The sequence below is a fragment of the Clostridium carboxidivorans P7 genome, from assembly GCF_001038625.1.
In the GTDB taxonomy this organism is placed as follows: domain Bacteria; phylum Bacillota; class Clostridia; order Clostridiales; family Clostridiaceae; genus Clostridium_AM; species Clostridium_AM carboxidivorans.
Genome location: NZ_CP011803.1, coordinates 1044323 through 1059780, shown reverse-complemented (window position 1 = coordinate 1059780; position 15458 = coordinate 1044323). Strand labels below are relative to the sequence as shown.

Annotated in this window: 14 protein-coding genes, 1 tRNA gene and 2 pseudogenes; 1 reads left to right on the top strand and 16 read right to left on the bottom strand. The window is 33.2% G+C overall.

The window, feature by feature from the left end; translation table 11 throughout:
- Positions 1-2: 2 nt before the first annotated feature.
- From trxB (Ccar_RS04555) to Ccar_RS04540, 3 genes and pseudogenes are all read right to left on the bottom strand, one after another.
- A pseudogene (gene trxB / locus Ccar_RS04555) lies at positions 3-952 on the bottom strand (thioredoxin-disulfide reductase).
- Between the two features lie 128 nt (positions 953-1080).
- Entirely contained in the window at positions 1081-2394 is a 1314-nt protein-coding gene (grdH, locus tag Ccar_RS04545) for a betaine reductase selenoprotein B (protein WP_082141587.1), read from the bottom strand.
- Positions 2395-2409: 15 nt separating this feature from the next.
- On the bottom strand, positions 2410-3735 hold the full coding sequence (locus tag Ccar_RS04540; RefSeq protein ID WP_007064305.1) for a glycine/sarcosine/betaine reductase component B subunit: 1326 nt from the start codon (positions 3733-3735) through the stop codon (positions 2410-2412).
- 339 nt (positions 3736-4074) lie between these two features.
- Here Ccar_RS04540 and Ccar_RS04535 point away from each other — a divergent pair, with 339 nt between their 5' ends.
- On the top strand, positions 4075-4728 hold the full coding sequence (locus Ccar_RS04535) for a TetR/AcrR family transcriptional regulator (protein ID WP_007065254.1): 654 nt from the start codon (positions 4075-4077) through the stop codon (positions 4726-4728).
- Between the two features lie 99 nt (positions 4729-4827).
- Here Ccar_RS04535 and Ccar_RS26670 read toward each other — a convergent pair.
- The 13 genes and pseudogenes from Ccar_RS26670 to trxB (Ccar_RS04480) form a co-directional block, all read right to left on the bottom strand.
- Positions 4828-4924, bottom strand: a tRNA-Sec gene (locus tag Ccar_RS26670).
- A 269-nt stretch (positions 4925-5193) separates the two neighbouring features.
- Positions 5194-5343 (bottom strand): annotated as a pseudogene (locus Ccar_RS27750) (L-seryl-tRNA(Sec) selenium transferase); the annotation flags it as partial.
- Positions 5344-5566: 223 nt separating this feature from the next.
- Positions 5567-6706, bottom strand: coding sequence for a YkvI family membrane protein (locus Ccar_RS04530; RefSeq protein ID WP_007063942.1), 1140 nt, complete (start codon positions 6704-6706; stop codon positions 5567-5569).
- Between the two features lie 57 nt (positions 6707-6763).
- Complete coding sequence (locus Ccar_RS26660) at positions 6764-6904, bottom strand: hypothetical protein (RefSeq protein WP_007065253.1); 141 nt, start codon at positions 6902-6904, stop codon at positions 6764-6766.
- Positions 6905-6942: 38 nt separating this feature from the next.
- The gene (gene gltA, locus Ccar_RS04525; protein ID WP_007063944.1) at positions 6943-8331 is read right to left on the bottom strand and encodes an NADPH-dependent glutamate synthase; all 1389 of its coding nucleotides are present in this window, start codon (positions 8329-8331) and stop codon (positions 6943-6945) included.
- Positions 8332-8373: 42 nt separating this feature from the next.
- Positions 8374-9267, bottom strand: a complete 894-nt coding sequence (locus Ccar_RS04520) for a sulfide/dihydroorotate dehydrogenase-like FAD/NAD-binding protein (RefSeq protein WP_034827081.1) — start codon at positions 9265-9267, stop codon at positions 8374-8376.
- A 288-nt stretch (positions 9268-9555) separates the two neighbouring features.
- Positions 9556-10149: a DUF3841 domain-containing protein gene (locus tag Ccar_RS04515; protein ID WP_007065250.1), complete on the bottom strand. Its 594-nt coding sequence runs from the start codon at positions 10147-10149 to the stop codon at positions 9556-9558.
- Positions 10125-10685 carry a DUF3841 domain-containing protein gene (locus Ccar_RS04510; protein ID WP_007063947.1) on the bottom strand — a complete coding sequence of 187 codons (561 nt, stop codon included), beginning with the start codon at positions 10683-10685 and terminating at the stop codon, positions 10125-10127. The genes Ccar_RS04515 and Ccar_RS04510 overlap by 25 nt, the downstream gene beginning before the upstream one ends.
- Before the next feature lie 35 nt (positions 10686-10720).
- Positions 10721-11875 (bottom strand): glycine/sarcosine/betaine reductase complex component C subunit alpha, encoded by a 1155-nt coding sequence (grdD, locus tag Ccar_RS04505; RefSeq protein WP_007063948.1) that lies wholly within the window; start codon positions 11873-11875, stop codon positions 10721-10723.
- 91 nt (positions 11876-11966) lie between these two features.
- The gene (gene grdC, locus Ccar_RS04500; protein WP_007063949.1) at positions 11967-13505 is read right to left on the bottom strand and encodes a glycine/sarcosine/betaine reductase complex component C subunit beta; all 1539 of its coding nucleotides are present in this window, start codon (positions 13503-13505) and stop codon (positions 11967-11969) included.
- Between the two features lie 95 nt (positions 13506-13600).
- The gene (gene grdA, locus Ccar_RS04495; RefSeq protein WP_081449327.1) at positions 13601-14077 is read right to left on the bottom strand and encodes a glycine/sarcosine/betaine reductase complex selenoprotein A; all 477 of its coding nucleotides are present in this window, start codon (positions 14075-14077) and stop codon (positions 13601-13603) included.
- A gap of 29 nt (positions 14078-14106) precedes the next feature.
- Complete coding sequence (gene trxA / locus Ccar_RS04485; RefSeq protein WP_007065249.1) at positions 14107-14430, bottom strand: thioredoxin TrxA; 324 nt, start codon at positions 14428-14430, stop codon at positions 14107-14109.
- Between the two features lie 14 nt (positions 14431-14444).
- Complete coding sequence (trxB, locus tag Ccar_RS04480; protein WP_048029919.1) at positions 14445-15392, bottom strand: thioredoxin-disulfide reductase; 948 nt, start codon at positions 15390-15392, stop codon at positions 14445-14447.
- Positions 15393-15458 lie beyond the last annotated feature (66 nt).

Here is a 15458-nt window from a genome sequence, read left to right as displayed (position 1 = left end):
CTCTATTCTTCAAAATTTTTTTCTATATATTTCTCTGCTTGTACAGCAGCTATAGCACCATCAGCAGCAGCTGTAACTACCTGTCTTAATGGTTTTTCTCTAATATCTCCTGCTGCAAATACACCTTCAATATTAGTTTCCATCTTATCATTAGTTACACAATATATCCTGCTTCACTAGTATCAACTAGTTCTTTAACTAATTGATTTGTAGGTAAATAACCAACGAATACAAATATTCCAAAAGTTCCATCTTCTTCATCTGCAAAATATTCGCTCAATTCGCCTGTTTTAGTATCCTTAAATACTGCTGACTCTACTATTCCATCACCTTTTATTTCAGTGATTACTGAGTTCCACTTTATTTCAATTTTAGGATTTTTAAAAGCCTTTTCTTGTATTGATTTTGCAGCTCTTAATTCATCTCTTCTATGAACTATAGTAACCTTTTTAGCAAACTTTGTTAAATAAATAGCTTCCTCAATAGCTGAATCTCCTCCACCTACTACAAAAACTTCTAAACCCTCAAAGAATTCAGCATCACAAGTTGCACAGTAAGATACACCTTTACCTATCAATTCATTTTCTCCTGGACAACCAATTTTTCTAGGGTTAGCTCCTGAAGCAATAATTACAGATTTAGCATAATACTCTTCTTTTTCACCTTTTAATTTTTTTATCTTTCCACTAAAATCAACTTCTTTTATGTTATCTTTTTTCCTTTCAGCACCAAAGCTTTCAACCTGCTCTTCCATTCGAGCAATTAAACTTGGTCCTGTAGCATGCTGAACTGATCCTGGATAATTAGCTACTTCATCTGTAATTACAATTTGTCCGCCTACTTTGACTCTCTCAAGTATCAAAGTTTTTAGTCTAGCTCTCGCTGAGTATATAGCTGCAGAAAGCCCTGCTGGACCAGACCCAATTATAATAACATCATAAATATTATTCATATTGCACCTTCTTTGCACAAATTTTAGGTTGTTTTTTTATATATCATATCTTAATTAGAAAACACTCCAAAGAATAAATATACTACTTATTAGTCCTGGTTTATTCTTTCCAGCACCATATCTTATTTTTAGATCTTTACTTTAAAAACAGTTTGTTCTTCAATATCAGTTGCAAGAGCGTCTAAAGCTACACCTACTCTGTGATATCTTAATTTCCACTGATGATCTTTAGAATCTGCAGGGTTTCCAAGTGGATATGGAATAGAAATAGTTGGTACTATTCTGTTTGATCCTACTGTTGTTGCTACAGGAATTAAATTACACATTTGAACAACTGGGAATCCAGCTCTTTCAATTTCTTTTACCATTGTTGCACCGCAACGTGTACAAGTTCCTCAGGTGGAAGTTAGTACAACTGCATTTACATTGGCTTCCTTTAGATGCACAATAATTTCCTTTGCCATTCTAGCAGCTTCTCCTTGGGTAGTTCCAGTTCCAACTGTAGAATAGAAATACTCATGTAGCTTGCCTATTTTTCCTTCTTTTTCGTATGCTCTTAAAGCATCCAATGGAACTATTACATTAGGATCTGCATCTGCTGCTGCAGGGTCAAATCCTGCATGGATTGTCTTGAATACTCCACCTTCTAATCTGTCTAACTTTGACACATCATATCTACCCCATCTTGTTGCTGAAGCAGATTGAATTCTATCAGGGTTATCTACAGGAACTATACCTCCAGTTGTTACACAAGCTATAGTTGCCTTACTTAAGTCTTTAATAGCTGGTGCTATTGGAACTCTATCCATTTTAGGAATAGGAAGTTCTGTTTCAAATTTTTCACCATTTAATTTCTTTATCATCATTTCTACTACTCTATCAGCAGCTGGTTTACCTGATTCAAGCCAAACTTGATGTCTTTTGCCTCTTCCATAGTAGCCTTCTTCTTCTGCAGAAAGAAGTTTTTCACCACTAAGTATTTTATTTCCAAAGTTAGCCATTGCCTTTACATCTTTTCTCATTCTTCCAGCATTATTTCCACCTATAAAGATGTAAACATCTTTTTTGAACATCTCAACACCAGGATTTTCAATGTGCATAGATGATATTACTGGTACATTAAATTTTTCTTTTACTGCTTTACATATAACTCCGCAAGCATTTCCATATCTACCTGCTTGAAATGCAGGTCCTGCAAAGAATATATCAAATTCTTTTCCCTCTAAAAATCCTAGTATTTTTTCTACTGCTTCTTTTTCATTGGAACCCATAAAGTTATCTCCACATATTATTGTGTGAGTTACTTCAGCATCTTTAAGATCTTTGTTTAATTCCATAGCTGGTCCAACTAATCCTTCTCTTATTTCTGGTTGGAAATCTGCCTTATCTTCTCCACCTATTTGTCCAAAGAATTGGTTCAAATATAAAATTGCTTTCTTCATCTAAACTGCACCTCCTTAAAAATCTTTCATTGTCTTTGGTGACCAACCAACAGCCTGATCTCCACAGAACATAGCATTATTTTCCATAATAATTGAACCATCTTCTCTTACTGAAGATCCTAATATTTCGTCATTTGACCAACCTCCAGACAAACCATCTCTAGCTAAAGATTGTAGTTCGCCTATAACAGTTTCCATTGGAGGTAGTTCTATCAACTCCGAAACGTTTCCAGTAGATACAATAGCATCTGCCTTTATATCTAAAGAAACTAGAGGTTGAGATTCTCCATCTCTTCCTGTACATTCATTAGTAATACCACAAGTTTTAACTCCAGCATCTTCTAAAGCTACTATACATGCTATGAAGTCTGCATCTGGATTTCCATATCCTTCTTCAGCTACAATAGCTCCATCTGCACCTAAGGATTTAGCCATTTGAGCTACAAATAAAGCTGAACGCTTCTTTTGCTCTAACGCTACATTAAGATTTGACATTATAACTCCTAAGAAGTTAAGTGTCTTTCCATGTTCAGCATAAAGTTTTTTAATAGTTGGGTTATTTTGAAAATCATAGGTTGACCACTTTGATGAACATGGCATAAAGCTTCCTGAAATCACAGCTCCATCCAATACTTCATTTGGATGCATGAAGGTTGGAACCATATGATTTGCATCCCATCCATATACTAGATCGTTATAACCCATCTCTTCCATTTGTGACTGCGGCTGCATTACAAATACAACAGAAGGTAATTCTTGAACTTCTTTAGATCTTTTTGTAACTGGATCTAATTCAAAAGTTTCTATTTCTTCTGGTTCTAAGTCTTTAACACAATTTGCAATAAATTCAGCTAATTTGTGTCCAGCCCATCTTAACGCTTTGTTCTTCTTCTGCTGTTCATGTTTCTCAAAATCCTCGTCTGTATCACCTACAAGTACTATGTTCTTTAGCTGTGAATAATAAGTGTATTTTGCACCTTCACCGCTCATATCTATTAATCCATCCTGGAATCCACCCCAGTGCTTTCCAACAACTAAAATACTACAATCTTTAAGTGCATGAGTTCTTCCCTCACCTACTGGCATTACTTCTCCTGTAACACCTGGAAATAAAGTGTTACCGTTTACTTTCACCCTTGGCTCAATGGCTTCTTTTACTGGTACCAAACGAATCTTATCACCTGGCTTAACAATTACCAAATCTGCCTCTGTTATATGTTCATCTTCTAAAACAAAATCTAAAGCCTCTTTTTTATTTATTGTTAAAATTCCATCTTTATAAGATGTCTTTTCACCAAAAACGATATCCTTAACATGAAAGTTACCAATTTCTAACTTCAATATTTATACCCCCTTTTATAAATTAATTATTATTCCACATCATTTCTCAATTTACATAATTTGATAGCGCTATTTGTCTTAATTTTAACACAATTACGATTGTTTTTCAATCATGATTATAATATAATCATGATTGAAAATTGTGATAGTTCTTATTTGTTATTTTTATAGTTCTTTTTATTAAAGAAAGTGATATTGACAATAACTGTCATTTATTGTGCTCTCTAGTATTTTATGTTATAATAAATAACTGTAAAATCGTGAAGTAAAATAATCACAATGAAATTTTGATTTCATTACTTAAGTAAAAACTAACATTTTGAACATTGGAGATAAATAATGATTAAGAAAACAATTAAGAAACATAGAAATATGAGTTATTTTATTGATGCGGCTTCTAAAATTATGGATGAAGAAGGAATGCAAGCTATAACAATAAGGAAAGTAGCTGATATAGCAGGCTATAATAGTGCGACGTTATATAATTACTTTGAAAATTTAGATGAACTTATTCTTTATGCTTCTATAAGGCATTTAAAGGAGTATACTTTTAGCCTTTCTCAATATCTTAACGCTCTTCACAATAACATTGATAAGTACTATGAAATTTGGAAATATTTTTGTAAATACTCTTTTTCAAGTCCTAAGATATATAATATTATTTTTTTTGGGAAGCATAGCGATTCTATATCAAATATTATTGAAGAATACTACTCAATTTTTCCTGAAGAATTGGGAGACCATTCTGAGGAATTGCTTCCTATGCTTTTAAAGAGCAATTTATATGAAAGAAACCTAATTTTATTAAAAACATTAGCAGCTTATGGATATTTAAAAGAAGAATACCTAAATGATATTAATGAAATGACCATACTGTTATATCATGGAATGCTTACTAAAATATTAAATAGTGGAGAAACCTTAAATATTGAAGAGTGCTCGGAAACAATGTTAAGGTATATTAAACAAATAACTGCTTCTTTCAAAAATTAATCTAAGGATCTAACTCACACTAGAGTTTTATAGGTACGCTAGTATCATTTGTTTTTTTACATAAAATAAGCGTGACTTTTGGGCCTCGCTTTTATTTAATGGCGGGAATATGTGGGAATCGAACCCACCCGTCGTGGTCTTAGCACGGCAGAACGGTTTTGAAGACCGTCAGGAACACCAGAACCTATCTACTCCCATATTTGATTACATAAAACATTATAAAGTATGCAAGTTATTATGTCAACGTCTTTAAGTAAACCCAATTATCACTTTATGTGATTAATTGTATCATTTTTTATGATGCAACAATATACTTCACAATCTTACCACCCCTCTTTTAATCTAATATCATAAAAGCCTCCACTATTATATCAAAATCCTTATCAAAAATAGTCCTTACATCTAAAACAACTTCATTATCTGAAATTCTAATTATTATAGAAGTTTTATTTTCTCTTAATTTTTTTCTAATGCAGCAAGTGTCATCTTATCTATTCTCAATGCCCTTGTAAGTTGATTCTTTTTCATTTTATCTATATATATTTTTTTACCTATAATTATTCCTGCCTGTGGTCCTCCAAGCATCTTATCTCCACTAAAGCTCATAACATCTATTTATTAGAATTTATACTGACTCTTACATAGAGTAAAAAAAGCATTTGCAGCGGGAGTAAGGGGTCTCTTAGAGCTAATAACTAAATAAATATATCTTTTAAGAGAAATATTTATTATATAACTTTCTTTTATAAATCCTAAGGATATATAATTTTTAAATGTATTTTTTGAAACTATGGACATTCCAAGACAATTTTTTACAAACTAGTAAAGAGTGTCTAGATTATTCATTAATTTTTATCATTTCATCAACATTAGCTCTTTTATCCATAGAAAAGGCGTTCTTATTTATGAATTCTTTATAAACTACAAATCCTAGAAAGACAATACCTGAATATCCTGATATAGGATATAAAATATTTATCAATCGATCAAATGGTAGCAATGTGCCGGTGAACATGCCTATAGCAGTTAAAACTATTCCAATAATATAAAACTTTTTAGTTTTATCAGCAGCAAAGTTTCTAGTAACAAGCAAAAGAATAGAAGAAGCTGATGCATAAATACATAATACTATTATTACTGCGAAAATCAATCCTAAGACAGGAGCTATGTGCTTAGCTATTGCTAATGTAGGCACTTGCTGACCTTTAATAATATCTAAATAAACAGTTTCAGTTATAGTAAGCAAGATAATTGCAAGAGTATAAAAACCAGTTCCAATCATACCTGAAATTCTTGCTTCCTTTACACTTTTTGCAGATTGTCCATTAATAACAAAGAATGCTACACCAAACATAAGACCAAGTAATGAATATAGTATTGCCGCCCATAACCAGTTATTAGAAGCTGTCTTAAATCCTGATGTTACTATAAGATCACCATTAACCGTCAACAAATTCGGTTGTCCAGCAAGAGTAACTAAAGCAGCTATACCCATTATTATCATAAATAATATCTCAACAGGTCCGATAATACCTATTATCTCAATAAGCTTTTCAACTCCTAATAATGCTGTAACCAATGCAACAAGTGCTATTGCATAAGTACCTATGTATTGTGAAGTTCCATAATACTGATGAATTGTTGCACCTGCGCCTGCCAACATTACTATATATATACCATACGACAATACAACACTATACCATGTATAAAATTTACCTATATATTTTCCACAATAATATTCAAAAACATCATATGGATTATTAAATTGCTCTCTTTGTCCTATTCCATACAAGATGTAAGTAAAGAACATCATAAAAACCATATAAACCAATGCTGCAATAATCCCTTTGACTGGACCACTTGTTGAAAAGAATTGTAAAACTTCCTGTCCTGTTGAAAACCCTGATCCAATCATGTACGCACAAAATGCTCCTGTAAGAATTGCTACTTTTTTAATACTAATTGATTGTTTCTCCACACTTATCTCCCCTTGCATAATTTGTTAGTTCAAGTTTTCTTACACTATTTTTTATAATTAGGTTGTTGAATAAACAACAATTGAACCAGATGCTGCCAAGCCAATAACATAAGCTGAATTAGCAACAGCCCATCTAATAGCAGCTAACATAAGCATACGACCTGGAATAGTATTAATCCATCCAAAGTAATAAAGCATAGTAACTGCGTACTACTTTATCCAAGTCGTACAAGAGATTAAAGCATACTACTTAAATATTCATCAATAGCCTTAGCAGCTTTCTTACCTGCTCCCATAGCAAGAATAACTGTAGCAGCTCCTGTTACTGCATCTCCTCCAGCATATACTAACTGCCTTGATGTAAGACCAGTTTCTTCTTCTGCTACTATACATTTATGCTTATTTATTTCTAAGCCTTTAGTAGTTGAAGATATCAATGGATTTGGTGAAGTTCCTAGTGACATTATTACAGTATCCACATCCATTATGAATTCTGAACCTTTTATCTCAGCGGGTCTTCTTCTTCCTGATGCATCTGGTTCTCCAAGCTCCATTCTTACACATTTCATGCCCTTAACCCATCCATTTTCATCTCCTATGATTTCTGTAGGGTTAGTAAGTATGTCTAATATTACACCTTCTTCTTTTGCATGATGTACTTCTTCTACTCTTGCTGGAAGTTCTTCTTCTGATCTTCTGTATACTATATGAACCTCTGCTCCAAGTCTTAATGCTGTTCTTGCTGCATCCATGGCAACGTTTCCACCACCTACAACAGCTACCTTTTCACCTACTTTTATAGGTGTATCATACTCTTCTTTGAAAGCTTTCATTAGGTTATTTCTTGTTAAGAATTCATTTGCTGAAAATACTCCATTTAAGTTTTCTCCTGGTATTCCCATAAACTTAGGAAGTCCTGCTCCAGAGCCTATAAATATAGCATCAAAGCCTTCCTCCTTTAGGAGCGTATCTATAGTAACAGTCCTACCAACTATAACGTTAGTTTCTATTTTAACTCCTAGCTTTTTAACATTTTCAACTTCATGCTTAACAACTGTTTCTTTTGGAAGTCTGAATTCAGGAATTCCATAAACCAAAACTCCACCTGCTTCATGCAGTGCTTCAAATATCGTTACCTCATAACCAAGCTTTGCAAGGTCTCCAGCACAAGTAAGGCCTGCAGGACCACTTCCTATTACAGCTACCTTTTTACCGTTCTTAAGCTTTGTTTCTGATAAATCTATATTATTTTCTCTTGACCAGTCCGCTACAAATCTTTCAAGCTTTCCTATAGCTACTGCTTCTCCTTTTATTCCAAGTACACATTTTCCTTCGCATTGACTTTCTTGTGGACATACTCTTCCACAAACTGCTGGAAGTGCACTAGATTTAGCTATAATTTTAGCTGCTTCTTCAAAGTTTCCTTCTTTAACCTGCTGAATAAACTCTGGTATGCTTATAGTTACAGGACAGTCTCCTACACATTTAGGGTTTTTACAATTTAAACATCTTGAAGCTTCCTGCATTGCTTCTTCTTTACTATAACCTAAGCAAACCTCTTGAAAATTAGTTGCCCTTACCTTTGAATCCTGCTCTTTTATTGAAGTTCTCTTCATTCTATCCATTATTTATCCTCCTTTGCATTCCTTTTGCACACATAATGATTATTAGTCATTATGTCCTCCACAGCCGCAGCCTTTTCCATGATGAGTATCTCCTTCTATTTCTTTTAGAAGTTTTCTTCCCTCTTCAGTTTTATACATAGTCTGTCTTCTCATAGCCTCATCAAAGTTTACAAGGTGTCCATCAAATTCTGGTCCATCAACACAGGCAAATTTCACTTCATCTCCTACAGTTACTCTGCAGGCACCGCACATTCCTGTTCCATCTACCATTATTGGATTTAAGCTTACTATAGTTTTAATACCATATTCTTTTGTAAGCTTAGTTACAAATTTCATCATAATCATTGGTCCTATTGCTACCACATGATTATATGTTTTTCCTTCTTTATCTATAAGTTCTTTTAAAAGGTTTGTAACAAGTCCCTTATATCCATAGCTTCCATCATCTGTAGCAATATATAAGTTCTTGCATACTGCCTTCATTTCTTCTTCAAGTATGAGGTGTTCTTTTGATTTTGCTCCAACTATAACATCTACATTAACTCCATTTTCATGCAGCCATTTAACCTGTGGATATACCGGTGCTGTACCTACTCCGCCAGCTATAAATATTATGTCCTTTTTCTTAAACTCTTCTAGTTCCTCATGAACAAGATCTGATGGCTGACCGAGTGGGCCAACAAAGTCTGAAAAAGTCTGACCTTCTTCATATTCTGCCATCTTCTTAGTTGATTCTCCAAGTGTTTGAAATACTATAGTTACTGTTCCTTTTTTAGCATCATAGTCACAAATAGTAAGGGGTATTCTCTCCCCTTTTTCATCCATTTTTACTATAACAAATTGTCCTGGATAACAAGACTTAGCAACTCTTGGAGCTTCTATATCCATTAGATAGATATTTGGTGCTAACATTTTCTTTTCAATAATTTTAAACATACCTATTCCTCCGATTATATTTCTTGAATTATTAGTATCCCCAAAACTTAGCATGCATTTTAAAAGCTCATCGAATCCTAGCTTTCATTTAACTTACCATATGCAATAAATTTAAAAATAAATAGTTGAGAACTAACAGCGATTAATAAGCTAAATGTTTTTCAAGTCAAACCATTCTTCACTGTAAATTCTCAACTAAAAATCTTGCAAGTATTACTTAATCTCATAATTGCTTAGTGGTCATTTCATCATTAAACAATTATCAATAGATTATGTAAAACTTTATATCTAGAGGTTATTTTCTTTAATATCAATAATCCACTCTTTTCTAAGTTCCCATAAACCTGCTTGTAAATTTTTTTCCTGCATGTCTCCAAACTTTATTAACTCATGATATTTAAATAAATTATCCCAGCTTCTTTTTACTTCTGATTTCAAATTTGGATAAAAAGGCTTGGTAAATATGTCTGACTCAATTGAAATATTAAACTTTGTCAACATATCTTTGTGTATTCTTTCATCTTTTTCATCAGCAGCTAAATATTTTAGATTTAAAATCTTATTCCAATCTTCAGCTCTAAAAAAAACACATTCTTCTACAGGCACTTCCAAAGAAAGCAGGTAATTGCCTGGATACCATCCAGCATAATCTATTTTATTATGTGTCCAAAATGGATACTCAGCCTGTTCAGGCTTTTTCACAATATTTTGTGCTTTATTTATATACCAATTATATGCCTCTAAAAATATACTGGAAACCTCTTGATACTTTTTTACAATATATTCTCTTTTTACATGGCATACCTTCTGTTCAAGTAAAGTTTTAATAACTATGGGACTTTGGGAAGTATACAATATTATCTTATCACTCTTTGCACCCATTCTTTTTTCACCTCCCAAATTGTACCCTGCTTCAAATCTGACAATGAATAAGAATTATCAAATAGTCTGTTCCAGCTTTTTATTATTTCACTTTTAAGTTGAGGATAAAAACTGCTCATATATGCATTTGAGTGATTTGATATTCCATAATCTTCAAGTTTTTTATCATATGCATCTTCATCCTTCTTATTTAGCGGAACATACCATAAATTAACTATTCTGCCCCATTTTTCTGAATCCGTTACAATAACCAAATTCTTATCCACTAAAAGCTCTAATATAACCGTATCAGGCGTCTGTTGAAGCATAAAATCAGAAGTTACTGAAACCCATATAGGATATTTTACATCCTGAGGTTTATCAACTATTTCACTTGCTTTCCTAGTGTACCAAGAATACACCTCAAGATAATATTTTGCACAATCTTCCATTTTACGTTCTATATATTCTCTTTTTGCAATATATCTTCCTTCATCTTCTAAAATGTCAAGAATGCTTGCATCTTGTCTGGTCCATATTTTTATTTTTTCTCCCATAAAATCACCTTAATATAAAAGGCCTTAAATTAGGACTACTTAAATCCATTCTTTATAAGTATATTAACAGCGTTTTCGCTTTCATCTTCACTTACCAAAACTATTGGACCAGTGCATCCCATTCCGCTCTCAGAATATATTCCTTCCTTCCAAAGTGATCTACAAGCATCTTCAAGCTCAAGAATATCAATTCCAGGTATTCCGTAGGTTACTACTTTTTTAGGTGGCATCTTAACTTCTTCTGCTGCAGCTGCTGGTTTATCTTTTTCAAGTATTTTTCCTATTACTTCTTTTAAACCTGCTGCATTAGCATTTTTATACTCAATATCAGCAAGCTGTACTAAATTATTTTTTGCAGAAAGTGCACAATATTTTAATGCTTCACAAATTAATGGAGCTCCAGATGCTCTTGATACTATATTAATTATCTTACCATAGCCTTCTCCTACTCCTGGACCATATCCATATCCAGTAGTTTCATAGTTTCCTCCTGTTGTATATGAAGCAAATATCTTTATTAATAAATTTCCTGTCAATGAATCACAAACCATAACATCAGGTGTTCCTGCCAGCAGGTCATTTCCTCTCATGACTGAACCTCCATCAGCTCTCAAGGATTCACTAAAAGTAAACTTATATCCTCTGCTTTGCAATTCTTTAAGTGCTCTCTCAACACCTCTAGCTCCATCCACATTTAATATGCCAACCTTAGGATTTTCAATACCGCAGGCTTTTGCAACGGCTATTCCATTTATAGTGTTTTTAATCATTCCTTCAACTCTATGAGTGGCTGTTGTTCCTGTAGTTGTGGCAATTATCATTTCTCTTCCTAAACCTGGTGCAATAACTTTTCCAACTGTTGATACTCCTATAGGAAAATCGAAATGCTGAGTGACGCATCCATCTATTACTTTATTATCTAATAATTCTACCATTTTTTTATGTCCTTCTTCAGCATCACTAACTTCAACTACCTCAAAGTCACCTTCAACTTTAGGTCCAATTAAAACTATATCAAAATCACCATATTTGCTCTTGGCAAGTGCTGCCGCTTTTACCATCTCTTCAACACCATGTTCTGAACCAAAAGTGGTTAATCCAATTTTAACTCTTTTTCCGAAGCTTCCACTTATAATTCCATCAGCTATTTCACTAAATACTTCTGCAATTACTTTTTTAGTTTGCTCCACGTTGCTCCCTCCTTTTTTATTAGCATCTATTCAATAATTAATTATATCTATAATTAATCAAGAACGTTCTTTCATCTACATGAACCATTCTTTATTCTTCCATCATTTTAGATGCAAATTTTTTCAATTCTTCAGCTATCATGTTCTTAATTTCTTCTTTTGAAACTGAAGCTTCGTCACTTTCTGATGCGCCAGTATTCTTATCAACTAATATTGAAATTCCATCGAACAAGTTAGTCATTCTTCCTAAGAACAAGCTTCCTTTTCCTATTAACATAAAGTTATTTAATTTTCCTGCCATTATATGTTCAATACCATGACCAATTATAGGTACTCCTGATGGTATATGACCCTGTGTTGGTGCATATCCTGGGTATCCATGTTTTACAACAAAATTTGCTAACTCTTTTCTCTCTAATTGCCCGCTCTTTACTGCTAAAGCTCCTATCATCTTATAGTTTTGAGTTGGAACATCTCCTGCTCCTGCTGGTTCTGTTAAATCTGGAGTTTGAAGTTCTGGAGCAAATTTATCAACATCTGTAATTTTTAGTCCATTCTTACTTAATGGATCCGAAACCAATGCTTCCAAAACTGCTTGTGGTGCAGCACCATGTCCAATGCTATGTCTTCCTATTACATCTGTTCTTAATATTGGACTTACACCATCATTTTCAGATATTAGTATTGCAAATCCTCCTAAGCAATCTTCTAAAACAGGTAATCCCTTCTTAACATGATCTTTACCATTCATTCCAAGCTTAGCAGTAGCTCCACCAGCAAAAACTATTACATTTTTATAAATTCCAGCTTTAACCAATGCTGCTGCTGCAACTATTGAATGTGAAGGACCAGCACAAAAGCCTCTCATATCTGAGCCTGTAGCACCTTTAATTCCTGCAATTTCACCGCAAGCCTTAGCTATGTTTCCGCCGCCTCTCTGATTCATATCACCTATAGCTTCTTCTGAACATTCAATTAGGTATTCTACCTCATTAACATCTACTCCTGAATTCTTTACCAGATGCATTAATGCAAGAACTCCTGAAGCCTTAACAGCTAAATTTTCAACAATAATATGTGAAGTTAGATTTTTATCAAACTCATGAGCTCTTTTTACACAACCAACAAGCTTGCCATTATCATATAATCCTTCAGCTACATGATTTTCTAACAGCTTTTCTATTTCAGATAAGTCAATTCCTTCTTTTAATTCATCTGCTTTAATCTTTAAAACAGCATGAGACTTAAACTTTTCTCTAACAGACTCTGTGAAATTCTTCTCTAATAAAACAAGATCAAATACATCACTTATCTTCATCAAACCATAGAATTCATCCTGAGGCATGATTTCACCAAACTTACCAAATCTAGATAAACCTTCAACCTTTTCATCATACCATGGTCTTTTTCTTTCACTTAATTCTTCTGGAGTCATGTTTCCAATGTAAGTTTGATTTGGTGCATAACTAACAACATCTTCAAAAGATCTTAAGTGATTTGGTATCTCCTTTAAATATTCTGATTCTGGATTTGTTTCTCTTTCTAAGGTTTGAGTAGTACCATTGTGCAATATCATATCTGGTGTATTTACTAATACATAAGCCGCTTTTTTTATTACTGGAAAACTCATTTTTAAAACCTCCATTCATTATGTTCAGTTATTGTATATTCAAAAACAGCATGCATTTCTGCATGCCATTTTTAGACCGTTAAAGTTGCCTATAACTATTTATTGTACTTTGAATATTCATCTCTAATAGGCTTTACTTCACTAATAATTGCATCAACATCAAGAACCATTTCCATCATTCCACATTGTTCATCATAAACAGCTGCATCAAATTCATCTTTAATTTCTGGTTCTACTACATGATACACTCCAAGACCTAATGCAATTCCTGCAAGTGGTCCTGCAAAAGTTGGATCTCCAGCAGCTACAGTTTCTGCTGATAGTCCTGAAGCCTCTGCTTCAGCTCCTCCTATTAACACAATCACATTTTCAGCACCATATTTTGAAGTTAAATCAATTACTCTTTGTTGGATCTCCAGATCCATAGCACCTGCGGCTGTTCAAACAAAGCATTCTGTGGAAGCAAATACAACTTCTGCCTTCGCACTTTTAGCACATTCTTCGATAGCTGGACCTGGAATTCCATCCCTGTCACCTATTGCAATTATTTTTTTTCCTTCTAATAAACTCATTATTCTTCCTCCTTGTATAATATACTTAATTAAGCACCAATATGTTTAACTATCATTGCTTCAATGTTTGCTTTTGTAGCATCTTCTTTTATAACTTCTTCAATTTTTTGTCCATCTTTATAAAGTATAATTGTAGGGAGTCCCAGTACTCTTTGTGAAATAGCTAATCTTCTAGCCTTTGTAGTATTTAACTTGCAGAATTTAACTTTTCCTTCAAATTTAACTGATAATTCTTCTATATCTGGCAACAAAGCCTGACAAGGTACACAACCATCTCCATAATAATCGACAAGTGTATAACCTTCAGATTCTAAAACCTCACCATTAAATGTCTCTTTGTCTAAAATTATCATATTAACTTCACCTTCTATTCTTCAAAATTTTTTTCTATATATTTCTCTGCTTGTACAGCAGCTATAGCACCATCAGCAGCAGCTGTAACTACCTGTCTTAATGGTTTTTCTCTAATATCTCCTGCTGCAAATACACCTTCAATATTAGTTTCCATCTTATCATTAGTTATAATATATCCTGCTTCACTAGTATCAACTAGTTCTTTAACTAATTGATTTGTAGGTAAATAACCAACGAATACAAATATTCCAAAAGTTCCATCTTCTTCATCTGCAAAATATTCGCTCAATTCGCCTGTTTTAGTATCCTTAAATACTGCTGACTCTACTATTCCATCACCTTTTATTTCAGTGATTACTGAGTTCCACTTTATTTCAATTTTAGGATTTTTAAAAGCCTTTTCTTGTATTGATTTTGCAGCTCTTAATTCATCTCTTCTATGAACTATAGTAACCTTTTTAGCAAATTTTGTTAAATAAATAGCTTCCTCAATAGCTGAATCTCCTCCACCTACTACAAAAACTTCTAAGCCCTCAAAGAATTCAGCATCACAAGTTGCACAGTAAGATACACCTTTACCTATCAGTCCATTTTCTCCAGGACAACCAATTTTTCTAGGGTTAGCTCCTGTAGCAATAATTACAGATTTAGCATAGTATTCTTCATTCTCACCTTTTAATTTTTTTATCTTTCCACTAAAATCAACTTCTTTTATGTTATCTTTTTTTCTTTCAGCACCAAAACCTTCAACCTGCTCTTCCATTCGAGCAATTAAACTTGGTCCTGTAGCATGCTGAACTGATCCTGGGTAATTAGCTACTTCATCTGTAATTACAATTTGTCCGCCTACTTTGACTCTCTCTAGTATCAAAGTTTTTAGTCTAGCTCTTGCTGAGTATATAGCTGCAGAAAGTCCTGCAGGACCGGAACCGATTATAATAACATCATAAATATTATTCATATTGCACCTTCTTTACTTAATATTTTAAATAATATTTTAATAATATTTATTTACTATTAAGATAAA